This window comes from Streptomyces sp. NPDC058291, from assembly GCF_042880855.1.
Lineage (GTDB): Bacteria > Actinomycetota > Actinomycetes > Streptomycetales > Streptomycetaceae > Streptomyces.
In genome coordinates this window covers 14,858-37,322 of the sequence record NZ_JBHVYK010000015.1, presented here as the reverse complement: position 1 = coordinate 37,322, position 22,465 = coordinate 14,858, and the positions used below count along the sequence as shown (strand labels likewise).

The following is a 22,465-nucleotide window of genomic DNA, read 5'->3' as shown; positions in this document are numbered from 1 at the left end:
GGTCCCACTCACGTCCCGCGAGTCCCGCCGCACCCCACGACTCGCGGTCAAGTCCCTTGGAAGGGTGCGGTGTCGACGTATCCAGGGTCATGACCCACTGTGCGTGCACCGGACCCGCCCGGTGATCCGGCGGCGCCGCCCCGTCGGAACTGCTGGAACGTCTCCTCCCGCGGGTCAGGCCCCACCTGGCCGACGCCCCTGACGCGGCCCGCCTGCCCGCCCCGGTCGACGACCACCTCCTGGTGTCCCCGGTTCTGGCGGACGCCTGGCACCCCGACACCGCCGACCCGGCCCGCCCGCTCCCGCCGGTCGGCGCCGCCCACCTGACCGCATCGCGGGCCGCCGGATCGTCCTGCGGACGGCGGGGGCCTGCCGCACCAGCCGGTCACCGCCTCAGGACGCGACCCGTGCGGGGCGCTGCCGGAGCTGGACGCGCTCCTCGACGCGTGCTGCGCCGGCTACCGGGACGAGTGCGCAGCGCGCTGGATTCCCGTGACCCGCCAGGCGGAGTACCAGACGCGGGTCGTGCCGGCCGCGTTCGGACCGGCCGGCCGTGCCCCCGCCGCGCCGGCCCCTGCCCGTTCGGGTGAGTCGGACTGATGTGCGCGGCCCGCCGTGCCGATGCACGGGGAATGACGCACTTCTCCGACTTCCCCCACGGATCGCGGTCCCGCTCGGCGCGAGCCGTCCGGCGCGCCCTGCCGGTCGCGGCAGCCCTCCTCCTCGCCGCGGGCGCGACCCCGGCCCTGGCGGCCTCGCGGGACGCCCTGCCCGGCAACTGGCTCCAGCTGACCGTCACCCGCGGCGACGCCCGCTCCAGCGACACCCGCGGCACCCTGCTGATGTGCGACCCGCCCCAGGGCCACTCCCGGGCCGCGGAGGCCTGCGACGTGCTGGCCAGGGCCGGGGGCGACGTCGCCGCCGTCCCCGGCGACGTCGACCGGGTCTGCCCCCTGGTGTACGCGCCGGTGACCGTCCGCGCGCAGGGGCGGTGGAACGGCCGCGCGGTCGACTACCGGCACACCTTCGGCAACGACTGCGAGCGCGAGGCGCTGACCGGGGCGGTGTTCGCCCTGGACGACGAGCAGGTGCCCGAGGTCTGAGCGGGACCGGCGGTGGGGCGGCGCCCGCGGGGCGGCCGCCGCGCCCCGCCCGCCCGCGGGGGGGGCGGGGGGGGGGCCCCCCCGCGGCGGCCGCGCCCCCCCGGGGGGGCGGGTGGGGGTGCCGGGGGGGGTGGGCCCCGGGGACGCCGCGCGGGGGCCGGTGGTCTGCGGGGGCCGGGGGGGCGGGCCCGGCGGGGGGCCCGCCACCACCCCCTTCACCGGCCGGTCGGGCAGAGGGCGGCGCGCCCCGCCCGTCAGGCCGCGCCCTCGCGGGCGTGCAGGGCCGCCGCGACGGCCGTGCGGGACTGGTGCTCGACCTGGTGCTCCAGGGGCACCCAGCGGGCCCGGAAACGGTCGGCGAAGGCGTCGCTCCAGGTCTTCACGAGCTGCTCCAGACGCGGGGCGGCCCGATCATCGCTCTCCTGCAGCACCCGCCACAGCATCGCCGCCGCCCGCAGCGGCAGCCGGCGGGCGAAGGCGTCGACGCTGCCGACGTAAGCCATCGTCGTGTCGGCCGGGGGAGTCTGGGTCCAGTCCGCGGCCAGGCCCGGCACCAGCTCCAGCGCCCACGTGGCCGCCCGCAGCAGCGGCCCCTCCACGCCCTCCAGCCGGGGCAGCGCGTCGGCGAGGACGCGCTCCACCTCCGTGGCGTCGCGCAGCAGCCGTCGGGCCAGCCGCCGGATCGCCGCGGCCGGGGCGGGATGCGGGGCGGGGTCGTCCACCATGTCGCTCGCCCACATGGGCACCTCCACCACGGCCGTCAGGCCGCCGTAGCGGTGCGCGTGGTACCAGGTGCTGTGCCGTGCGTCGTCCGGCATGCTCGGGTAGGCCGCCTCCGCCCCGGCGGCCGGCATCACGTGCACCCCGGGACCGGACGCCGGCCAGCCCGCCGCGTCGGAGGCGCCCGTCTCCACCGGGATGTGCAACTGCGCCGCCGACTTCACGAACGGCTCTGCGAGACCGGGGATGTCCTTCGTCAGCTGCACCCAGCTGCCGCCCAGGTCGGTGCCGTGCAGGGTCACCTGCAGGTAGGGCCGCAGCTCGTCGATGACCCGGGTCAGCGTGCGCGTCTCGGGCGGCAGCCGGTCCGGCGGCAGCACGGCGGGCGACCATTCCGGCTGCTCGGGACCGGCGGGGCGGAAGAACCCCAGGTGGTACTCCAGCAGGCTGCGCGGCGCCGGCGTCACATGCAGGCTCGCGCCGTCGGGGTCCGCGCAGAGGAGGAAGTGCCAGGACGTGCCGTCCCGCAACTCCCTCTCGTACAGAACCCGTTCGGCCAGCGCGAGCAGGGTGGACCCCCCGGCCGGCTCGTTGGCGTGGGCTCCGGCGACGACCAGCACGGTTCGTCGGGAGTGCCCCACGGACAGCAGGTGCAGCGGCCGGCCCGCCCGGGAGACCCCCACCTGCCGCAGCGCGCACACTCCGGGTTGCTGCACGGCCAGTGCCCGGGCAGACGTGGTCAATTCGGTCACGGTGGGGTAGCGCAGCTCCGGCAGGAGACTCACCCCCGTATTCGTCCGCCCGGCCTTCGCCCCCGCAGTACCCCACGGCCGCTGGGAACTGTCAAGAACGCTCGTGGAAGGCTCCGGGGGGCGTTCGGATGCGCACGCCGGCGGAAGGGGCCCGCGGACGCCGCGCGGCGCCGAGCGCGCAAGCTGGGCGTGCCCCTCGCCGCGAGGACGCCGCCCGGCCCCTCGCCCGGCCCCTGCCGACGCCGAGGCGCATCCCGGCGTCCAGGCGTCGTCACTCGACGCGTTCCAGCAGAGCCACCGGCAGCCGGTCGAACAGTTCCGCCACGCGCGCGTGCCCGGTGAACTCCCGGGCGGGCGCCCCTTCCCCGGCCAGCACGTCGACCCACCTGCCCGGAGGCAGCGTCAGCCGTTCCTCCCGCCAGCCGCCCGCCTGGGCCAGCCGCAGCGACAGCCGCGTCACGGCCGTGACGACCCGGCCGGAGCGCGCGAACGCCAGACAGTGGTCCGCGGCCGCCCCCTCGGCGGGCAGCGGCTCGTACGAGGCCGACTCCCCGAACGCCTCCGGTCGCCGCCGGCGCAACCGCAGCGCGGCCGCGGTCACCGCGTCCTTGACACCCGGATCCTGGGGCGGGAACCGCACCGGGCGCCGGTTGTCCGGATCCACCAGCGCCCGGTACTCGCCCTCCGTGCCCTGGTAGACGTCCGGCACTCCCGGCATCGTCAGCTGCACCAGGGCCGTGCCCAGCACGTTCGCGCCGATGTGCGGCTCCAGCGCGGCGCGCAGCGCGGCCACCCGCTCGCCCGGCGCCCCGCACGGCCCCGCCGCCACGAACGCGGCCACCGCCTCCTCGTACGAGGGGTCCTGCTCCGTCCAGGTGGTGTGGAGCCCCGCCTCGCGCGCGTGCTTGAGCAGCGCCTCCCGGACGCGCTCCGCGGCCGCCGGCCCGAGCCCGAAGACCGTCTGCCAGGCCGCCCAGGCGAGCTGACGGTCGGGGAGGTCCTCCCGCGCGTCCGTGACCTGCTCCAGGAGGTCCGCCCAGCGCTCGGGGCACTCGGTGAGCACGGCGAGCGCGGCCCGCACGTCGGCGCTGCGCTTGGTGTCGTGCGTCGACACGACCGTCCCCGTGGCCGGCCAGTCGCGCTGCACGCGCGCGCAGTACGCGTGGAACGCGGTGGGCGACACGCCCGGGTCGCCGGGGTCGCCGCCCACCTCGTTGGCCGCCAGCAGCGGCACATAGCGGTAGAACGCCGTGTCCTCCACCGACTTGGCGCGCAGCGCGGACGACGTCTGGGCGAACCGCGCGCGGAACTCGTCCCCCTTGGGCCCCTCCCCGCCCAGCACCAGAGCCCGCACCACGTCGACCGCGTCCGCCTCCTGCGGCACCGCGAACGCCTGCCGGGCCTGCGCGGCCGCCTCCTCGGTCACCACGGCCGCCGGGTCGCCCGAGGCGTAGGGCCGGTAGACCTCCATCCGCACGAGCAACTCCGTCAGCGCCGTGCGCAGCGCCCAGGGCGCCCGGTCGCGCAGCGCGGGGTCGGCCGGGTCGTCGCCCACCCGGGACGCCGTGCGGGTCAGCCGGTCCGTCTCGGCCGCCAGCTCGTGGCCGATCACCGCGTACGCCGCCCGCCGCACGGTGGCCGCCCAGTCGCCCCCACGGTCCGCCTGCGGGTCCGCGAAGCGCCGGTAGCGGTCCAGGAGCTCCCGGGCCCCCTCGGGGTCCGTGAAGAGGCCGTCGACGCGGCGCAGGGCGTCGTAGCCGGTGGTGCCGGCCACCGGCCAGGAGTCGGGCAGCCGCTCCCCGTCGGCCAGGATCTTCTCGACGACCGTCCAGCGGCCGCCGCTCGCCGTGTGCAGCCGCTCCAGGTAGGCGTCGGGGTCGGCGAGGCCGTCGGGGTGGTCGACGCGCAGCCCGTCGATCACCCCCTCGTGCACCAGGCGCAGGATCGTGCCGTGGGTGGCCTCGAACACCTCCGGGTCCTCCACCCGCACCCCGATGAGTTCCGAGACGCTGAAGAAGCGCCGGTAGTTCAGCTCGGTGCGCGCCAGCCGCCACCACACCGGCCGGTACCACTGTGCGTCCAGCAGCTGCGGCAGCGGCAGCTTCTCGGTGCCCTCCCGCAGCGGGAACGCATGGTCGTGGTAGCGCAGGACGTCGCCGTCGACGCGCAGGTGCTCCAGCTCCGCGCCGACCGGCCCGCCGAGCACCGGGAGCAGCACCTGACCGCCCTGCGCATCCCAGTCGACGTCGAACCAGCGCGCGTACGGCGATTTCGGACCCTCGCGCAGGACCTCCCACAGGGCGCGGTTGTGGCGCGGGGCCATCGCCATGTGGTTGGGCACGATGTCCACGACCAGCCCGAGGCCGTGCTCGCGCGCGGTGCGCGCCAGCGCCCGCAGGCCGTCCTCGCCGCCCAGTTCCGCGCGCACGCGCGTGGGGTCCACGACGTCGTAGCCGTGCAGGGAGCCGGGCACGGCCTCCAGGACGGGGGACAGATGCAGATGCGAGATCCCCAGCGAGGCCAGGTACGGCACGGCCGCCGCCGCGGCCTCGAACGGGAACGCGGGCTGCAGCTGCAGCCGGTAGGTGGCCGTGGGCGTCACGGGAGGGAGGGCGTCACGTCGCTCAGGGGTCATGACCACCTACGTACCCGCCTGGTGGCTTTTCCTGTCACCCGCCCCCCAGGCGGTCGGGTCCGGCCGTCCGTCCGGCGGCTCGGCCGGCTCGGCCGAGAGACCCGGTCCGGGCAGGGGGAGACCCCGACCCCTCACGGGATCGGGGCCTGCCCCTCGGCGGACACGGCCTAGGTCGGCCGCTGCAGCACCGTCATGCTGCGGTCCACCAGCGTCAGCCGTTCGCCGGCCCGCAGCCTCGGGCCCGCGTCCGAGGCCACCGCCTGCGGGTTCGCCGTGTCGACGACCACCTGCCACTGCCGTCCGAGATCGGCCGGGACCACGAACTCCAGGGGCCGGGCGGAGGCGTTGAACATCAGCAGGAACGAGTCGTCGGTGATCCGTTCGCCGCGCGCTCCCGGTTCGGAGATCGCGTTGCCGTTGAGGAACACCGACAGCGCGGAGGCCTGCGCCCGGTCCCAGTCCCGCGGCGCCATCTCCTTCCCCTCGGGCGTGAACCAGGCGATGTCCGACAGCTCGCCGTGGGTTCCCTCCACCGGACGGCCGTGGAAGAAGCGGCGCCGCCGGAACACGGGATGCTCCTTGCGCAGGCCCACCAGCGCGCGCGTGAAGTCCAGCAGCTCTGCGCCGGGGCCCTCGGCCTCGGGCCACTCGACCCAGGACAGCTCGCTGTCCTGGCAGTAGGCGTTGTTGTTGCCCTGCTGGGTGCGCCCGAACTCGTCCCCGTGGCTGATCATGGGCACGCCCTGGGACAGCATCAGCGTGGCGAGGAAGTTGCGCATCTGCCGGGCCCGCAGCGCCAGCACCTCGGGGTCGTCGGTCTCGCCCTCGGCGCCGCAGTTCCAGGACCGGTTGTGACTCTCGCCGTCCCGGTTGTCCTCCCCGTTGGCCTCGTTGTGCTTGTCGTTGTAGGAGACCAGGTCACGCAGAGTGAAGCCGTCGTGACAGGTCACGAAGTTGATGGAGGCGAGCGGCCGGCGCCCGTCGTCCTGGTAGAGGTCGGAGGAGCCGGTCAGCCGGGAGGCGAACTCGCCGACCGCACGCGCCTCGCCCCGCCACACGTCCCGCACCGTGTCGCGGTACTTGCCGTTCCACTCCGTCCACAGCGGGGGGAAGTTCCCCACCTGGTAGCCGCCCTCGCCCACGTCCCACGGCTCCGCGATCAGCTTCACCTGGGACACCACCGGATCCTGCTGGACCAGGTCGAAGAACGACGACAACCGGTCCACCTCGTGGAACTGGCGCGCCAGGGTCGCCGCGAGGTCGAACCGGAACCCGTCGACATGCATCTCCAGGACCCAGTACCGCAACGAGTCCATGATCATCTGCAGGACGTGCGGGGACCGCATGAGCAGCGAGTTCCCGGTCCCCGTGGTGTCCATGTAGTAACGCGGGTCGTCCGTCAACCGGTAGTACGACGGATTGTCGATGCCCTTGAAGGACAGCGTGGGACCCAGGTGGTTGCCCTCGGCGGTGTGGTTGTAGACGACGTCCAGGATCACCTCGATGCCCGCCTCGTGCAGCGCCCGCACCGCCGACTTGAACTCCAGGACCTGCTGGCCCCGGTCGCCCCAGGAGGCGTACGCGTTGTGCGGGGCGAAGAAGCCGATCGTGTTGTAGCCCCAGTAGTTGTTGAGGCCCATGTCGACCAGCCGGTGGTCGTTGACGAACTGGTGCACCGGCATCATCTCCAGCGCCGTCACCCCGAGCTCCGTCAGATGCTCGATGATCGCCGGGTGCGCCAGCGCCGCGTACGTGCCGCGCAGCTCCTCGGGGAGCCCCGGATGGCGCATCGTGAGGCCCTTGACGTGCGCCTCGTAGATCACCGTGTGGTGGTACTCGGTGCGCGGCCTGCGGTCGTCGCCCCAGTCGAAGTACGGATTGACCACGACCGACGTCATCGTGTGGGGCGCGGAGTCGAGATCGTTGCGCCGTTCGGGGTCGTCGAAGTGGTAGCCGTACACCTCCTCGCCCCAGCCGACCGACCCGCTGATCGCCTTCGCGTACGGGTCGAGCAGCAGCTTCGCCGAGTTGCAGCGCAGCCCGCGACCGGGGTCGTACGGACCGTGCACGCGAAAGCCGTAGCGCTGCCCCGGCATGATGCCGGGCACATACGCGTGCCGGACGAACGCGTCGCTCTCGCGCAGTTCCACCGCCGTCTCCGAGCCGTCGTCGTGCAACAGACACAGCTCTACTCGGTCCGCGGCCTCCGTGAAGACCGCGAAGTTCGTGCCGGCGCCGTCGTACGTGGCACCGAGTGGATACGCCTCTCCAGGCCAGACCTGCATGGACACGACTCTTTCAGGTGTCAAGCCCCGGTGGGGGCGCCTCGGCTTCGAGTCTCCAGGAAAGTGATGGAACCACCTGTGACTTACGCCCCTCTTACCAAATGACCGGTGCATACGCCGACATATGGCGTGTGCCGAACCAGTGGGGCAGACGTACTCCCGGCATCAGGGGGAGTAGGGGGAGATTGTGCGCACTACGGTGCGCCGCCACCTGGGCAAGGTGGTGGCGGGTACGGCCGTCGCGGTGGCCGCGACGGCCGTGATGGTGGGGATCACCCTGCCGGGCACGGCGGGGGCGGACGACAACGGGGGCGGCAAGGCGGGATCGGGCGCCGGACACAGCGTCGGACAGGCGGCCGGACAGCAGCAGGCCGACGCGGCGGGGGCCGTCGGACCCGGCGTCGTCGAGGGCGCGCCCGCCGAGGGCGACCGGGGCCACGGCCGCGACCCGCTGACCGACGACGAGACCGCGCGCGTCGAGCGGATCGCGCTCAGCCGACAGCAGTTCAACGCCGCCCAGGACGTGGACGGCGACCGAGGCCCCCAGCGTCTCGGCGTGGACCTCGCCGAGCCCCGCGGCGACGAGGTGGACGACCCGGACGCCCCGCGGCGCGCGGAGGTGTCGTTCTACGACTACCGCAACGACGCCCTGCTCACCAAGACCGTCAACCTCGACACCGGCAAGGTCGAGGCCACCGGCGTCCAGCACGGCGTCCAGCCGCCGCTGGGCCCCGCCGAGCAGACCGAGGTCGCCAAGCTCCTGATCGCCGATCCGCTCGGCGCCGGCCTCAAGGCGGACTACAAGGACGCCACCGGCAAGGAACTCACCTCCCCGGACCAGCTGCAGCTCGCCGGCATGGTCTACCGGGCGGTGCCCGGCGCCGAGCCCGCCGTCCTCGACACGTGCGGGGAGCACCGCTGCGCGCGGCTGCTGACGAAGGTCAAGAACGGTCCGTGGATCGACACCCGGTCCCTGGTCGTCGACCTCAGCACCCGCACGGTCGCCCGGCTCACCCGCTGACCGACCGCAGACCCACCTCTCAGTTCCGTTTTCCGACGTGTCTCCCGCGCGGGGAGGCAAAGGAGTCGTGTCCTCATGCGCGTTCCCGATCCGATCGGCGGCCTCCGGCCGCGGGGCGTCAGCCGTGTCCGCAAGGGGGCCCTCGTCGGCCTGTCGGTGGCCGCGCTGGCCGCCGGCGCGACCGCCGGAGCCGGCCCGGCCGCCGCCCGCCCGAAGGCGGCCCCCGCGGCGGCGGCCGACTGCAGCGCCGCCTACCGCATCGAGCAGAAGCTCTCCACCGGCACCACCTGGCGCATGTGCTGGCGCTTCGAGGCCAAGTCCGGCCTGGTCCTGGAGAAGATCTCCTACCAGCCGCCCGGCGAGACCAAGCCGATCAGAGTCCTCAACAGCGCCAAGATCGCCCAGATCCACGTGCCGTACGACGACGGCACGAACGAGTACAACGACATCACCGACTACAACTTCGGCTCGGGCCTGGTGAACATGACCCCCGCCGAGTGCCCCGGCGGCACCATCAAGACGGTGAAGGTCCCCGAGTCGTTCTCCGACAACCCGAACGTCAAGGGCCTGTGCACCACGACCCGCGCGCGGGGCCACGCCTACCGCATGCAGGCCGACACGGGCAACAAGGTCTTCCAGGCCCAGGGCAAGGACCTGCTCGTCTACACCGTCAACAAGGTCGGCTGGTACGAGTACATCACCGAGTGGCGCTTCTCCGACGACGGCGCGATCAACATGAACGTCGGCGCCACCGGCAGCCTCTCGCCCGTCGACTACGACGCCGGCGACGGCCGCGGCTGGCCCCTGGGCAAGGGCGCCAAGGCCTACGCCACCAGCCACAGCCACAACGTCTTCTGGCGGCTCGACTTCGGCCTGGACGGCAACTCGGCCGCCAAGGTGGAGCAGTACGACTCCGTCGTCAGCCCGCCCGCCGGCGGACAACAGGGCCCGACCAACAAGACCACCCGGACCGTCGTCGCCAAGGAACTCGCCGGCGACGCCAAGAACATGCGCTGGTGGCGCGTGGTCAGCGCGACCGGCAAGAACAAGGACGGCCACGCCCGCTCCTACGAGCTCGTCCCCGGCGCCACCACCAAGTACTCCGGACGGCCCTTCACCCGGCACGACGTCTACTTCACCCAGTACAACCAGTGCGAGCAGTACGCCAGCAACAACGTGCGCAACTGCGGCTCCCCGCTGCACGGTTACTCCGTCGACAAGTGGGTGGACGGACAGGCCCTCACCCACCCCGTGGCCTGGGTGAACGTGGGCTTCCACCACATCGCGCGCGACGAGGACCAGCAGCCCATGCCGGTCCACTGGCAGGGCTTCACCCTCGCCCCCAGGGACGTCACGGCCATGAACCCGCTCACGCCGGCCGCCCTCGCCGGACAGAACGGACGGCCCGCCGACGGTAGTTGAGAAACGACCTGTCCATCCGGCTGCACCGCCCGCCGTCGGCGGAGTACCCTTCCTTGATCGTTGGGACGGGGAGAGCTCGGGGGAGCGGAAGGCGGTGCGCGGGTGGGCTCGGGAGGGCTGGAGCTGCCCCCTGGTGACGAGGGTCACGAGGGGGGCTCCGCAGACGTCCCGACCGGCACGGTGTCCCTGGCCCGGCCGATGGAGACGAACGCCATCGGACCGGAGCTGGACTGGGACGCCGACGCCTGGCGCGAGGTCCGCGTCCGCGCGCAGCGGGCCGGCCGGGCCTACATCTGGCTGAACCTCGTCGAGCAGCGCCTGCGCGCCGTTGTGGCCGCCGTGCTGCGGCCCATCTACGAACCCGTGCACGGCGACGAGTGGGTGGTCGCCGCGGCCGGGCCCGCCGGACAGGAGTGGGTCCAGCGCGCGGTCGCCGTGCGCGAGGTCAGCCGCCGCAAGGGCTATCTGCTCGACCCGGCCGACGACAACGTCGTCACCTTCCTCACCCTGCCCCAGCTGCGCGAGCTCATGGTGCAGCACTGGCCCTGCTTCGAGCCGTACTTCGACGACCGCCGCGACGTCGAACTCGCCCTGGACGAGCTGGAGGTGACCCGCAACGTCGTCTCCCGCAACCGCGCCCTGTCCGAGGCGGTGCTGAACCAGGCCGAACGGGCCTCCGCGCGGCTGCTGGAGATGCTCGGCACCAGCGGCGACGTGCCCTCGGCGCGCAGACTGCCGGTGGACGCCGTCGAGGACCTCGTCGGCGACCGCTACGCGGACGTGGTCGCCGTCCACACCGACCGGGTGCGGCTGCTGCGGCAGTTCCCCGCCGAGGACATCTTCGACGGCTCCCGCCGCATCGACGCCATCGGCATCGGCCTCAACCTGCTCGTGCAGAACTTCTCCGGCCGCCGGCTGGTCCGCCTCGCCGAGGGCGGTGCCCGCGTCCGGCTGCTCTTCCTCAACCCCGCCTCCAGCGCGGTCAAGCGCCGCGAGCGTGAACTCGGGATGAAGCGCGGCGAGTTGAGCCGAGCGGTGGAGATGAACATCCTGCACATGCGCCGGGTCCGATCCCGCCTGCGCGATCCGGGCGCCTTCCAGATCCAGGTCTACGACGAGACGCCCCGCTTCACCGCCTACCTCGTCGACGGCGACGGCGCCGACGGCGTCGCCGTGATCCAGTCCTATCTGCGGCGCATGCGCGGCATGGAGGCGCCGGTGCTGGTGCTGCGCGGCGGCAACCGGGTGGTCAGGTCGGGCGAGGCGAGCGAAGGCGGACTCTTCTCGGCGTATCGCGAGGAGTTCGAGCTGGCCTGGGTGGATTCGCGGCCGGTGTCCTGAAACGACCGTCCTGTCCCGGGGGTGCGCGGGGGATCTCGGCCGCCGAAGCGGAACGCGACCCTCTCGTTGTCAGTGGCGCATGCGAAGGTGAAGACCACTGGGGGAAGCACCACCGAGAAGGGGGGCCATCATGGCCTGGTACCAGGAGCTGCTGATCGGCTTCGACCTGGAGACGACCGGGACGGACCCGCGCGAGGCGCGCATCGTCACGGGAGCCGTGATCGAGGTCAGGGCCGGGCAGGTCCTGGGCCACCGCGAGTGGCTCGCGGATCCGGGCGTCGAGATCCCGGCCGACGCCGTCGCGGTGCACGGCATCAGCAACGAGCGGGCCGCCGCCGAGGGCGCCCCCGCCGACCGGGTGGCGGACGCGATCGCGAACGCCCTCACCTCCTACTGGCGCACCGGCGTCCCGGTCGTGGCCTACAACGCCGCCTTCGACCTCACCCTCCTCTCCGCCGAACTGCGCCGCCACGGCCTGCCCTCCCTGAGCGACCGTCTGGGCGGCCTGGACCCGGCGCCGGTCGTCGATCCTTACACCATCGACCGCTCGGTCGACCGCTACCGGCGCGGCAAGCGCAACCTGGAAGCCGTCTGCGCCGAGTACGGCGTCCCCCTGGACTCCGCCCACGACGCCTCCGCCGACGCCCTGGCCGCGGCCCGTCTGGCCTGCGCGATACCCGTCCGCCACCCCAAGGTCGCCGCCCTCGGCCCGGCGGAACTGCACCGCCGCCAGATCGAGTGGTACGCGCAGTGGGCGGCGGACTTCCAGAGCTTCCTGCGCCGCAAGGGAGACGCGGACGCGGTGGTGGACGGCGCCTGGCCGATACGGGAGCCGGCCACGAAACCCGTCTGAGGGCTTCGCCGACGACAGCCGCTCGCCGCCCCACCGCCCACCGGGCGGCCGCTGTGCCGCCGGCTCACTGGGCCGGCGCGCCGGTTCCCCGGGGTCTCGGGGTGCCGGGGCGCCGGGGTGGCCAACGCGCCCGGGGCGCCGCGTCCGGGCCGGGCCGTGGTCCGCCACTGCCGCAGTGCCCGGATCAGAACGGATACCACCGCACCTCCTCGTCGCCTTCCCGCAGCGACGCCACCCGGCGCCGGAACTCCGCGAGCGCCTTGGGGTTCGTGGGCGCGTGCTGGGCGACCCAGGCGCAGCTCGCCGTCTCGCGGGCGCCCCGCAGGACGGCGCAGCCCGCCCACTCCCGAACGTCCCAGCCGTACGCCCCGGTGAAGGAGTCGTAGTCCGCGGCGGACAGGCCGTACCGGTCACGGGAGAGCGCCATCACCACCAGGTCGTGCTCGCGCAGATCGGCGGAGACGGTCTCGAGGTCGACCAGAACGGGGCCGTCGGGCCCGATGTGCACGTTGCGCGGCAGCGCGTCGCCATGGATCGGCCCCGGCGGCAGCTGCGGCCTCAGCGCGGCGGCGGCTGTCGCGAAGCCGTCGCGGCGCCGGCGCAGATACGCCGCGTCCGCGGGATCGACCGCGTCGCCCGCGAGCCGCAGCCAGCGCTCGACCCCCGACAGCAGGTCGCGGGGCGGCAGCCCGAAGGACGGGATGGGCAGGGCGTGCACCAGGCGCAGCAGTTCGGCCAGATCCCGTGGCTCGGCGGGCCGAACGGGATCGGGCAGCCGGTGCCACACCGTCACCGGATGCCCCTCGACCAACAGCGGCTCCGGCGCGGCCGCCCGCACCGCCGGGACGCCCGCGTCGGACAGCCAGGCCGCGATGTCCAGCTCGCGCCGGGCCCGGCCGAGGAGTTCGGCGTCACGGCCCACCTTGACTACCAGGTCACCGGCGGCGAACACCGCGTTCTCGCCCAGGGCGAGCAGCCGCGCCTCGGCCGCCGGGCCGGGCAGCACGCGCGCCCCGGCCAGTACGTCGCGCGCCCGTGCCTCGTCCATCGTCCGCCTCCGTGTCCTTCCCGCCCGGCCCACCGGACGGTGTCCGGATCCGGCCGTCCGACGGCCAGTGTCGCATTCGCGCCGACCGGACCGGCGGCACGGTGTCTTGACGTCGTACAGCACCTTCACGACCATGGCGGAGCCCGTCGCAGCCGCGGGAAGGGGACGTAGTCGTGACGTCGGCGACCGAGAAGAGACGGACGACGCGCCCTGCGTCCGTCACCGGAACACCGCACGGCGTCGCCGACCACGGCGCGTGGTTCCTCGTCCTGCCCGCCCTCGTCCCCATCCTGGTGCTGAGCGTCGGCCCGCTGCTGTACGGCATCCTGCTGGCGTTCACCGACGCCCAGTCGGGCCGCACCGCGCCCACCCGGTGGATCGGCGCCCTCAACTTCTCCGACCTGCTGCGCGACACGCTGTTCTGGGAGTCGTTCCGGATCGGACTGGTCTGGGCGGTCGCCGTGACGGCACTGCAGTTCCTGCTGGCGCTCGGCCTCGCCCTGCTGCTGAACCAGGACCTGCGGCTGCGGGGGCCGGCCCGCGCCCTGGCCATCGTCCCCTGGGCGATGCCCGAGGTGGTCGTCGGCGTCATGTGGCGGCTCGTCTACAACCCGGACGCCGGCATCCTCAACGAGACCCTGCACGACCTGGGGCTCGGCGACGGACGGGACTGGCTCAGCGGACTGGCGACCGCACTGCCGGCGGTCATCGTCGTGGGCGTGTGGGCGGGCCTGCCGCAGACGACCGTCACCCTGCTCGCCGGCCTGCAGAACACCCCGGCCGAACTGCACGAGGCGGCCGCCGTGGACGGCGCGGGCGCCTGGCGCCGCTTCCGGGCCGTCACCTGGCCCGCGCTCAGACCCGTCGCCCTCGCCATCACGGCCCTCGACTTCATCTGGAACTCGGGGGATTGCCGCCCCAAAACGTCCTGACCTGCAAGTTCGTTGATATCAGAGCCGCTACTGGGAAAGGAGTGGGAAACGAACTAGCCCTCGGCCCGCCCCAATCGCTTCTGCAGCGCCTCCCAGCGCTCCTGCATCGACTTCATGATGGCACGCTCCATCGGCACCGTCACGCTCGAGTAGATCCCCTCGACGCCCGGCACCTCGTGGCCCATCCGCGACTCCACCGCGAACTTGCTGTGGCCGTCCTCGTCCAGCCAGGCCTTGTGTCCATGGCGAAGGAGGTACAGGCGCTTGCCCTTGAACGACGGCACCTCAGGGATGGCCGCCCGATCCCAGCGCGGCGAACGGCCCTTGCGCTCCTTGGCGCCGTCGGCGATCAGCCGCCAGTAGGTGTAGTCGAAGTTGATCGCCCCCAGGCTGTTGCCCTGGATCGCCGGGAACACCCAGCGGTGGTCGTGCGAGGCGAGCAGTTGCTCCAGCAGGTCCGCCAGGAACGGAGGGACGACGAGCGTGCGACTGCTCTCGTACTTGGGCGGGAAGAACCGCAGTTCGCTGTCCTTGTACTGGACCTGCCGTTCCACGCGGATAGCCGGCATGCGCTCGCCACCCTGCCCGTAGCGCTCCAGGTCTTCCTCGTAGCGGTCTTCCTCGTCCGCATCGGGCCGCGGGTCGGAGGAGGGCCAGTTGGGGTAGCAGTACTCGCGCGTGAGCCCGTACAGCTCGGCCGGCCGCATGCCCGTCAAGGCCATCGTCCAGACGAACGCGTAACCGGCCTGGCCGAAGACGATGCGCGCGTTGCGGGCGAGCTGCTCAACGGACTCGGGGGTCACGTCCTTCTTGCGCTCCTTCGCCTTCTTCTTGAACTTGCCCCGTCGCCTGGTGCGCTCGACAGGGGAGGTCTTGAGGAGGCGGGGCACAGCGTCGTCGAGGACCATGCCGAACACCATCATGACGTTCTTCGCCGAGCCCTCGGCGAGGACGTTGTTGACGTGCTTACGGAAGGCCCGGTAGGCGAGGACGTCGACGTCCTTCACTGCCGTGTTGCGCTTCTTGAAGTACGGGCGGATGTGGTTCTCGATCGCCGACCGGTAGGCGCGTTCGGTGAGATGCGCGTGGTCCATGCCGGCGAGCCAGTCGTCCAGCCAGTCCGACATCAGGGTGGCGCCGTCGCGGTTGGAGACGCTGGTGCCCTGGCGGATCTCCGCCATCTTGTCGAGACCGTAGTCGTAGGCCTCGTCCTCGTCGGTGAACCCGCCCTTGGACTCGAACCTCTTGCGGCCGTCGTCGTGATACTCGCCGGTCCACCACTTCACACGGCAGGTTCCGCCGCGCCATTCGGTGTAGACGTCGCGAGCTCGTCTGGCCATGTCGACCCCCTTGCTGTGCGAGTGGTGCGCGGTGGCCCGGCAGGCACCCCTGCCGCCGAGCATCCGCGTCTTCATGATCTCAGCCAGCCCGCCCGAGAGGGCAATGCTGGCAGTGACCGCATTCACCACCGAGATCCCGCACCAGCTCCGCCATGGCGGCCTGAGATTCGGGCCGTTCGCGTATCTGGCGTGGGACCACACAGACGATCCCTTGGTCGGTGCGGACCGCCGTTCCGTCGAACTTTGGCCCGTAGTCGACTATGAGCGCGTCTCTTTGAAGCATGGCTCCCCTTCCGTCACCTGGTGAGGAGCCTCCGAGGACGTGATCCGACTGTGCCATGTGGCGAGCGTTTTGGGACTGGTTGGGACTCAAGTGAAGTGTGGAGAAATGGCAATGGGAAGGTAAAACGCAAAGGGTTGTACGTCAATCTGGTGAACTTCAGTCAGATCAGCCCGCGCTCGCGCAAGTCCCGTACTACACGTTCGCTCATCTCCCGGATCTCCTCGACCGAGGTGCCCTTCGCCGTCGCGATGAGGGCCAGTTGAACGATGTCTCGCGCTTCAGCGTCGAGAACCTCCGGCGGCAGGGGCGACTTCTGGAGGGCAGGCGCCTCGGCGATGCGGTCGGCGGGAACCGGCTCCCCGCTCTCGAGGACGTTGATGCAACTCCCGGGAGCCCACTGGAGCAGCCGGTCGATCTTCACGTAGTTCGTCTCGCGGATCGACTGGCCCTTCTCCACTCGTTGCCAAGTGCCTTTCGAGGTGCCGGCTGCTTTCGCGTTGGCGTCATTGAGCGCGAGGCCGAGGTCTGCGCGGCGACGGCGGGCCGCCCGGGCGAGCCTCTGTAGGGCGTCATTGGTAGGCGAGGGCATGGCCTCATCTTGGCAGGACTGGCCGGGACCAGCCAGGACTAGCCCCTAGTTAGGCCCGAAAGTGACCCTGCGTTTACCCAGCTCAGAGGCTTCTACGGACCAGTAATGGCAACAGGCGGCACTCTAGGGGCACCTATGGCTAGACAGCATGGGCATCTATGGGTAAGTTCTGTGCATGGCACAAACCCCAACCACCTTCGAGGTGGACGGGACGGCTATCTGCACCAAGCGCATGAACGCGGGGATGGAAGTCCAGCAGCTCGCCGACATGGTCGGCATCACCGACAGCTACCTCCGAAAGCTGGAGCGCGGCGTCCGCACCCGCATGAGACCTGGCCCCTACCAGGCACTCAGAGCCGCCCTGAACGCGAACGAGACCGAACTCCTCCTCGCCCCCCACCCGAACCCTCCAGAAAGGAAGTGACGTGAACACCAAGCAGTCCCCGACCCCCACCGCGGCGGACGTCAGCGTCGAGTTCTACAGCCTCCCCCAGGTCGCCAAGATCCTCCACTGCAGCGTGCGCACCGTCCGGCGCTACCTCGCCGACGGCCGGCTCGGCTACAGCCAGGAGAAGAAGGGCGGCGTGATCCGAGTCAGTGCCGCGGACATCGCCGCCTACTACGAGGCGAGCCGCCGCGGCCCGGTCATCCGCCGTCGCCGCACCCCCGTCGCCGCCTGAGCGGCAAAGAGGCCGCCCCCGTAACCGCGAAGTCCGGGACCGGCCTCACGCAGCACCCCTCCCGACAGAGCGAAAGGAGGGAGCCACGTGGCTCCCAGTATCTCATCCGATTCCGACCCGTTCTGGGTCGAGAACCGCGCCAAGTTCCTCGCCGAGGGCAGCACCAGCGCCGACCCGTCGGCCTGCGGTACCTGCCGTGGCAACGTCGAGGCGGGCCAGCCGGTGGAGCACGAGGGCTGCGCCCAGCGCGCCACGCTCCTCCAGGCCCCCGACCACCCCTACTACGAGATCCTCGCCAGCTTCTCGCTGGAGGAGAACGCGAAGCTCCCGCCCCGCTTCCACATCCCCGTCTTCGACGACTGCGGAGTCCCCAACTCGTGGCTGTGCGCCGTCTGCTGGGAGGAGGGCGTCGTCACCGGCTGGCCGTGCGCCACCGCCACCAAGTACGGCACGCAGGTCTTCACCCCGCAGCACCAGGCGGAGACGGTGCAGAAGAGGCAGCAGGCGGAGCTGGCCGAGTTGAAGGGCGTCATCGCTGAGGCCGTCCTCCAGTTGCGGGAGATGCAGCGGGTCGAGTCGGGCCACGTGAAGGCCGCCGGACTCTTCGAGATCGAGATGCGCCTGCGGCACGCTGTCGGCACCCAGGACGAGGTGGCGGCATGACCACCGACCTGTCCCGTCTGGACACCCCGCTGCCGGTCGTCGAGGCCGACGTCGCCGCCGCCCAGTTCGAGTGGGCCGCCGCGCACACCGCGTCCCCGTCGGAGCAGATCGCCTACCGCCTCGACGCCTGGCTGGTGAAGCACCCCGACGCCTGCGCGACGGCCGACGACTACCCGGACTGGCCCGCCCAGTTCGCCGCCATCAAAGCCGCCCACAGCTCCCCGCAGGAGGCGTCGTGAACGCCGAGCAGCTCGACGAACTCCGCCCGCTCGCCGCCGAGATCGAAGCCGCCATCGCCGAAGCCCCCATCCGCCTCGGTAGCGACGACTGGGGAACCGTCCTCGCCGCCAACGTCCTCGCCCGGGTCGCCGTCTACATGGGCCGCACCCTCGGCCCCGACGCGCCGATCCTCGCCGAGGTCCAGGCCGAACGGGACCGGCAGGACGCCAAGTGGGGCGAGCAGAACCACCCCGACGGCACCGGCAGCGTCCACCAGCGCGAAGCTGCCGGGCTCGCCCGCATGGAGTGCGAGGACGCGTTCGCCGCGGGCTACGGGACCTGGTGCCACGTCCTGTTCGAGGAAGTTCGCGAGGCCCTCGCCGAATCGGACCCGGCCAAGCTGCGCGCCGAGCTCGTGCAGGTCGCCGCCGTCGCCACAGCGTGGATCGCCGCCATCGACCGCCGCACCGCCAAGGAGGCCGCCTCATGACCGCGCCCGCCTCGTCTCTGGACGCCGTCCTCGCGGCCGGCGGCACGGTCAAGGTCCCCGGCCTCCTCCACTGGCTCGGCTACGACCGTTCCACGGACCCGGACTTCCGGGCCTCCATCGACGGTGGCTTCACCGAGTCCTTCGAGGACTACTGCATCCGCATCAGCCAGGAGGCCGGCGAGTGACCACCCCGCCGCCGCGCCTGTCGCCGACCGCGGGCCTCCTGAACGCGGCCGCCCGCCTCTACATCCGCCGGGCCCGCAACGTGATCGCCGCCCAGGAGCGGGAGCTCGACGAGGCCCGCAACCTCAACCACGCCCTACGCGCCGCCCGCGACTACCGGGCCAGCCAGCAGGCCGGCTACATCGACCGCACCGGACTGGAGACCTAGGCCATGACCCTCGACGAACTGCTGCCCGTCCGACTCGGAATGTTGCGGCCCACCCGCCAGCCCAAGCACAGCGCGCCCGCGGAGGTCGACCGGCTGCGCCTCAAGCTCGGCTGGGCGAACGACCTGATCCGCACGCAGCGGGTCCAGATCGACGACGCCGAGAAGCGCAACGACTGGCGTGCATCCTGCCAGGCCAAGGCGGAGGAGCTCGTCGTCAAGCTGCAGGCCGACGTCGACGACCTCACCGCCGAGCGTGACGGGCTCGCCGAAGAACTCGCCGCGCTGAAGCGCCGGTTCGCCGCCCAGCTGGCCGCCGACGCCAACACGTACCGCATCACCGTGCCGCCGATGGTCCGCGACACCAGCGCGATCGAGGACCAAGCCACCTGCCCGATCCCCGTCCACACCCTGTGGGAGGCCCTCGGCCTCGGCCCCGTCACCGACCCCGGCCGCGCCACCACCCGCTGAACTCGCCGCCCCGCCGGATGACACCGGCCGGCGAGGCGGCGCCCAACGCAAGAACCCCGCCGGGACCCACCCCGCGTAACCCACCACCACTAACTCAGGGAGACCCCAATGGAAATCAACGTCTTCAACAACGGCCGCGACGTCGCCAGCGCCGAACTCATCCACGAGAAGTACGGGCCCGTCATCTGGCTCCAGACCGGAGTCGACGGCGCCTACATCCCCGTCGACCAGCTCGACGAGTTCATCGCCGGCCTGAAGAACGTCGCCGCTAGCAACACCACGGCCAGCGCCTGAACCAGCAGAAACCCCGAGCGCCGATATCGCCCGGGGTCCCCAACCGCCAGATTCTCACACAGGAGATCCCCATGATCGGTGAGACCACCGAGTACACGATGACCGTCCACGGCGAGCAGCGGCACTCCATCCCCGACGCCCTCCACGCGGCGCCCGGACTGTTCGTGTACCGCATGCCCGACGACCAGTCCATCAACTGCCCGGCCCGCTGGCGCATCGGCCACCACGGCGGGCTGGCGATCGCCGAAGCGATGCGCCGCGAGGACGCCCTCAAGGGTGTGGAGATCCTCGTGCAGTCCGGCATCGACTGGACGCAGGACACCGAAACCATCCAGGCCGAGGTCAGCAACGACACCGTCTACGACCTGACCTCCAAGCTCAGTTGGGCCTGGTGCGAGCAGCCCGGCAGCTCCTACATGCCCGGCGACGTCACCCGAAACGGCACCTACACCGACGCCGACGTCGAGGCTGCGGCAGCCGAGTTCAAGGCGGACGGGCTCAACGCGCTGGAGGTCCTCACCGCGATGACGCACACGGTGCCGTGGATGGGCCTCGACACGGAGGACTTCAACGAGGCCCACAACCGGATCGCCGAACTCGCCGACGCCGCCTGACCTGCCTCCCCAGACGCCGCGTCGAGCCTTCCCCCAACGCTCCGCGGCCCCGGGGGGGGCCCCCCCCCCCCCCCCCCCCCCCCCCCCCCCCCCCCCCCCCCCACCCCCCCCCGCCCGGCGCCCGGGCGGCCCCCCCCCCCCCCCCCCCGCGGGGCCCCCCCCCCGCCCACCAGCACACCGCGAAACGGGGCCCCATGTACCTCACCCGCACCTTCGGCCGCTGGCAGATCGAGTACGAGCAGCGGGCCGTCCACCTCACCCGACAACCCAAACCCGACCCCAACTGCCAGGCCTGCAAGGGCGACGGTGGCCACGGCTACGTCGCCCCCGGCGGCGATGGCGACTGGATCGACTGCCACTGCCTCGACTGGCTCCGCACCTGGAGCCTCCGCCTCTGGCCCCGCCGCAACGCCGAGAAGGAGTACCCGTTCTGATGAGCCCGCTCGCCTGCCGCCAGTGCGGCGACACCTCCGGCCCGTTCGTCAAAGACGGCCGCTGCGAGGACTGCGTGGACGGTGCCCAGTGACCGACCCCCGCCACGCCTATGACACCGAACACGGCCGTTACTACCACGACCCGGCCGGCGGACCCGACCTCGTCTCCGTCACCAACGTCCTCTCTGCGGGCGTCGCCAAGTTCGCGCTCGTCCCGTGGGCCGTCAAGCTCACCGCCGAGCACTGCGTCGACAACCGCCTCGAGGTCGCCCGCCGCGCTCTGAAGGACCGCACCGAACTCCTCAAGGAGATCAAGCGCGTCCACCGGGACGCCCGCGACAAGGCCTCGGACCTCGGCACCCGCATCCACCACCGCGCCGAGAAGATGGCCCTCCTCGCCCCGTTCGAACCCGACCCCCAAGTCGACCCCTACGCCCGCCAGCTCACCCTGTTCTGGCAGCGGTGGGGCGTCGACCTCGAGGCCGACCTCGTCGCCGCCGAGATCACCTTCGCGCACCGGCGCCTCGGATACGCAGGAACCGGCGACAAGATGATCTGGCTGCGCACCGGGCCCCGACGCCGCAAGCAGCTCTGGCTGATCGACTACAAGACCAGCGCCACCCGGCCCGCCTCCTCGGTCTACCCCGAGAACGCCATGCAGCTCGCCGCCCTGCGCTACGCCGAAGTCGTGTGGCTGCCGGACGACACCGACGGGCAGGTGCCGCCCATCGAGCGGACCGGGGTCCTCAACCTGCGCCAGCGCTCCCACGCCCTCGTGCCGATGCCCGGTAACCGGCGCACCTTCCGCGCCTTCCGCGGCGCCCTGGAGACCACCAAGTGGCTCCACGCCGCCCCGACCGCCTACCCCGCGCTGCTGCCGCCCGCAGCCGACCCGCGACCGACCCGAAAGGCAGCCTGATGGGCTCCCGCCTCCTCAACATCCAGCGCCGCGCCGCCGAGCACGGCCGCCTCCGCACCGGCTTCACCCAGGGAAGCAACCCGGCCCGCTCCGGCACCTGGATCGTCACCTCGCACAGCGAGGGCCACGTCCGCCGCGCCGCCGAACTCTGGGGTGGCGAACCCGAGTCGTGGACGCCGCTGAACTCCACCATCGGCCAGTGGCGGGTCATCACGAAGGCCTCCTCGATCGAAGCCCTCATCACGCCCGGCGACCCGCTCAACCAGTACAACGAACTCTGGACCAAGGGCGGATGCCAGCGCCGCTGTGACGGCGAGACCGAGCTCCTGACCCGCCAGCCCTGCGTGTGCGCCCGCCAGTTCGGTGAGGGCTGGCACCAGCAGAAGAAGGGCGTCGTCTGCTCGACCACGTCCCGCCTGAACGTGATGCTGCCGGACCTGTCCGGGATGGGCATGTGGCGGGCCGAGACCCACTCCTTCTACGCCGCGTCGGAGTGGGGAGGCATGGTCGACATGGTCCTCGCCGGCACCGACGGCCGCGGCTTCGTTCCGGTGAACCTGCGGATTGAGCCCCGCCAGGTGGTGCGCGAGGGCAAGACGAAGAAGTTCCCGGTCGTGGTGGTGGAGCTGCGCGGAGTGACGCCGCGGCAGGCCCTGGCCGGGCCGATGACGGCGGCCGTGGCCCTGGATCCGGCAGCCGGGCAGGCGGTGGCCGCGATCGAAGCCCCGCGGCCGGATTACCTGGCCGAGGCGGAGGGGTCGCTCACCTCCGATGACGTCCGCGACGTGTGGCGCCGAGCCCGGGCCGCCGGCCACGTCGACCCGAAGGGCCGCGACGACTTGTCCAAGCAGCTCATGGAGATCGCCGAGCGCATGGACGCAGAAGCCAGCACCACCGGCGACGACGAGCCGGTCGAGGCCGAGCTCGTCGACTAGCCCGCACATGCCGGAAGCCGGCCGCGGGCAATGC

24 protein-coding genes and 2 pseudogenes are annotated in these 22,465 nt (G+C 72.1%); 20 read left to right on the top strand and 6 right to left on the bottom strand.

The annotated features are described in order from the left end of the window. Nucleotides 1–143: 143 nt before the first annotated feature. Both ACFVYK_RS10450 and ACFVYK_RS10445 read left to right on the top strand, forming a co-directional pair. Nucleotides 144–600: pseudogene (locus tag ACFVYK_RS10450) on the top strand (dehydrogenase); the annotation flags it as partial. A 32-nt stretch (nt 601–632) separates the two neighbouring features. Next, entirely contained in the window at nt 633–1,103 is a 471-nt protein-coding gene (locus ACFVYK_RS10445; protein WP_389771159.1) for an SSI family serine proteinase inhibitor, read from the top strand. A 254-nt stretch (nt 1,104–1,357) separates the two neighbouring features. Here the strand turns inward: ACFVYK_RS10445 and ACFVYK_RS10440 are convergent, their stop codons facing one another. The 3 genes from ACFVYK_RS10440 to glgX all read right to left on the bottom strand — a co-directional run bounded on the left by ACFVYK_RS10440 (nt 1,358) and on the right by glgX (nt 7,495). Then, entirely contained in the window at nt 1,358–2,608 is a 1,251-nt protein-coding gene (locus ACFVYK_RS10440) for a M14 family zinc carboxypeptidase (RefSeq protein ID WP_389771158.1), read from the bottom strand. A gap of 238 nt (nt 2,609–2,846) precedes the next feature. Beyond that, on the bottom strand, nt 2,847–5,210 hold the full coding sequence (gene treY, locus ACFVYK_RS10435; RefSeq protein ID WP_389771155.1) for a malto-oligosyltrehalose synthase: 2,364 nt from the start codon (nt 5,208–5,210) through the stop codon (nt 2,847–2,849). A 167-nt stretch (nt 5,211–5,377) separates the two neighbouring features. After that, on the bottom strand, nt 5,378–7,495 hold the full coding sequence (gene glgX, locus ACFVYK_RS10430) for a glycogen debranching protein GlgX (protein ID WP_389771153.1): 2,118 nt from the start codon (nt 7,493–7,495) through the stop codon (nt 5,378–5,380). A 187-nt stretch (nt 7,496–7,682) separates the two neighbouring features. On the opposite strand from glgX, the gene ACFVYK_RS10425 reads away from it, so the two are divergent. From ACFVYK_RS10425 to ACFVYK_RS10410, 4 genes are all read left to right on the top strand, one after another. After that, nucleotides 7,683–8,516: a Tat pathway signal sequence domain protein gene (locus ACFVYK_RS10425; protein WP_389771151.1), complete on the top strand. Its 834-nt coding sequence runs from the start codon at nt 7,683–7,685 to the stop codon at nt 8,514–8,516. Nucleotides 8,517–8,591: 75 nt separating this feature from the next. Continuing rightward, nucleotides 8,592–9,938 (top strand): copper amine oxidase, encoded by a 1,347-nt coding sequence (locus ACFVYK_RS10420; RefSeq protein ID WP_389771148.1) that lies wholly within the window; start codon nt 8,592–8,594, stop codon nt 9,936–9,938. Nucleotides 9,939–10,040: 102 nt separating this feature from the next. Continuing rightward, nucleotides 10,041–11,279 carry an SAV2148 family HEPN domain-containing protein gene (locus ACFVYK_RS10415; RefSeq protein ID WP_389771145.1) on the top strand — a complete coding sequence of 413 codons (1,239 nt, stop codon included), beginning with the start codon at nt 10,041–10,043 and terminating at the stop codon, nt 11,277–11,279. Between the two features lie 130 nt (nt 11,280–11,409). Beyond that, complete coding sequence (locus ACFVYK_RS10410; RefSeq protein ID WP_389771143.1) at nt 11,410–12,132, top strand: 3'-5' exonuclease; 723 nt, start codon at nt 11,410–11,412, stop codon at nt 12,130–12,132. Between the two features lie 184 nt (nt 12,133–12,316). Here the strand turns inward: ACFVYK_RS10410 and ACFVYK_RS10405 are convergent, their stop codons facing one another. Further along, nucleotides 12,317–13,180: a phosphotransferase enzyme family protein gene (locus tag ACFVYK_RS10405; RefSeq protein WP_389771140.1), complete on the bottom strand. Its 864-nt coding sequence runs from the start codon at nt 13,178–13,180 to the stop codon at nt 12,317–12,319. 173 nt (nt 13,181–13,353) lie between these two features. Here ACFVYK_RS10405 and ACFVYK_RS10400 point away from each other — a divergent pair. Continuing rightward, nucleotides 13,354–14,082 (top strand): annotated as a pseudogene (locus ACFVYK_RS10400) (carbohydrate ABC transporter permease); the annotation flags it as partial. 83 nt (nt 14,083–14,165) lie between these two features. Here ACFVYK_RS10400 and ACFVYK_RS10395 read toward each other — a convergent pair. Together ACFVYK_RS10395 and ACFVYK_RS10390 are read right to left on the bottom strand one after the other, a co-directional pair. Next, complete coding sequence (locus ACFVYK_RS10395) at nt 14,166–15,452, bottom strand: integrase (protein WP_389771137.1); 1,287 nt, start codon at nt 15,450–15,452, stop codon at nt 14,166–14,168. Nucleotides 15,453–15,895: 443 nt separating this feature from the next. Continuing rightward, nucleotides 15,896–16,324: a hypothetical protein gene (locus ACFVYK_RS10390; RefSeq protein WP_389771136.1), complete on the bottom strand. Its 429-nt coding sequence runs from the start codon at nt 16,322–16,324 to the stop codon at nt 15,896–15,898. Between the two features lie 175 nt (nt 16,325–16,499). Between ACFVYK_RS10390 and ACFVYK_RS10385 the strand changes: the two genes are divergently transcribed. The 13 genes from ACFVYK_RS10385 (at nt 16,500) to ACFVYK_RS10325 (ending at nt 22,431) form a co-directional block, all read left to right on the top strand. Continuing rightward, nucleotides 16,500–16,748, top strand: coding sequence for a multiprotein-bridging factor 1 family protein (locus ACFVYK_RS10385; RefSeq protein WP_389771134.1), 249 nt, complete (start codon nt 16,500–16,502; stop codon nt 16,746–16,748). 1 nt (nt 16,749) lies between these two features. Next, complete coding sequence (locus tag ACFVYK_RS10380; RefSeq protein ID WP_389771132.1) at nt 16,750–17,004, top strand: helix-turn-helix domain-containing protein; 255 nt, start codon at nt 16,750–16,752, stop codon at nt 17,002–17,004. An 87-nt stretch (nt 17,005–17,091) separates the two neighbouring features. Continuing rightward, entirely contained in the window at nt 17,092–17,667 is a 576-nt protein-coding gene (locus ACFVYK_RS10375; RefSeq protein WP_389771129.1) for a hypothetical protein, read from the top strand. Next, nucleotides 17,664–17,906 (top strand): hypothetical protein, encoded by a 243-nt coding sequence (locus tag ACFVYK_RS10370; RefSeq protein WP_389771127.1) that lies wholly within the window; start codon nt 17,664–17,666, stop codon nt 17,904–17,906. The genes ACFVYK_RS10375 and ACFVYK_RS10370 overlap by 4 nt, the downstream gene beginning before the upstream one ends. After that, the gene (locus tag ACFVYK_RS10365) at nt 17,903–18,376 is read left to right on the top strand and encodes an NUDIX hydrolase (protein ID WP_389771125.1); all 474 of its coding nucleotides are present in this window, start codon (nt 17,903–17,905) and stop codon (nt 18,374–18,376) included. Before ACFVYK_RS10370 ends, ACFVYK_RS10365 begins: the two co-directional genes overlap by 4 nt. Next, on the top strand, nt 18,373–18,561 hold the full coding sequence (locus ACFVYK_RS10360) for a hypothetical protein (protein ID WP_389771122.1): 189 nt from the start codon (nt 18,373–18,375) through the stop codon (nt 18,559–18,561). The genes ACFVYK_RS10365 and ACFVYK_RS10360 overlap by 4 nt, the downstream gene beginning before the upstream one ends. Further along, entirely contained in the window at nt 18,558–18,767 is a 210-nt protein-coding gene (locus tag ACFVYK_RS10355; protein ID WP_389771119.1) for a hypothetical protein, read from the top strand. The genes ACFVYK_RS10360 and ACFVYK_RS10355 overlap by 4 nt, the downstream gene beginning before the upstream one ends. Nucleotides 18,768–18,770: 3 nt before the next feature. Beyond that, nucleotides 18,771–19,235, top strand: coding sequence for a hypothetical protein (locus tag ACFVYK_RS10350; protein ID WP_389771118.1), 465 nt, complete (start codon nt 18,771–18,773; stop codon nt 19,233–19,235). 108 nt (nt 19,236–19,343) lie between these two features. Then, on the top strand, nt 19,344–19,529 hold the full coding sequence (locus ACFVYK_RS10345) for a hypothetical protein (protein WP_389771115.1): 186 nt from the start codon (nt 19,344–19,346) through the stop codon (nt 19,527–19,529). A 71-nt stretch (nt 19,530–19,600) separates the two neighbouring features. Continuing rightward, complete coding sequence (locus tag ACFVYK_RS10340) at nt 19,601–20,143, top strand: hypothetical protein (protein ID WP_389771113.1); 543 nt, start codon at nt 19,601–19,603, stop codon at nt 20,141–20,143. A gap of 194 nt (nt 20,144–20,337) precedes the next feature. Then, nucleotides 20,338–20,577: a hypothetical protein gene (locus ACFVYK_RS10335; protein ID WP_389771110.1), complete on the top strand. Its 240-nt coding sequence runs from the start codon at nt 20,338–20,340 to the stop codon at nt 20,575–20,577. Between the two features lie 88 nt (nt 20,578–20,665). Then, nucleotides 20,666–21,496, top strand: a complete 831-nt coding sequence (locus ACFVYK_RS10330; protein ID WP_389771108.1) for a hypothetical protein — start codon at nt 20,666–20,668, stop codon at nt 21,494–21,496. Continuing rightward, entirely contained in the window at nt 21,496–22,431 is a 936-nt protein-coding gene (locus tag ACFVYK_RS10325; RefSeq protein ID WP_389771105.1) for a hypothetical protein, read from the top strand. Before ACFVYK_RS10330 ends, ACFVYK_RS10325 begins: the two co-directional genes overlap by 1 nt. Nucleotides 22,432–22,465 lie beyond the last annotated feature (34 nt).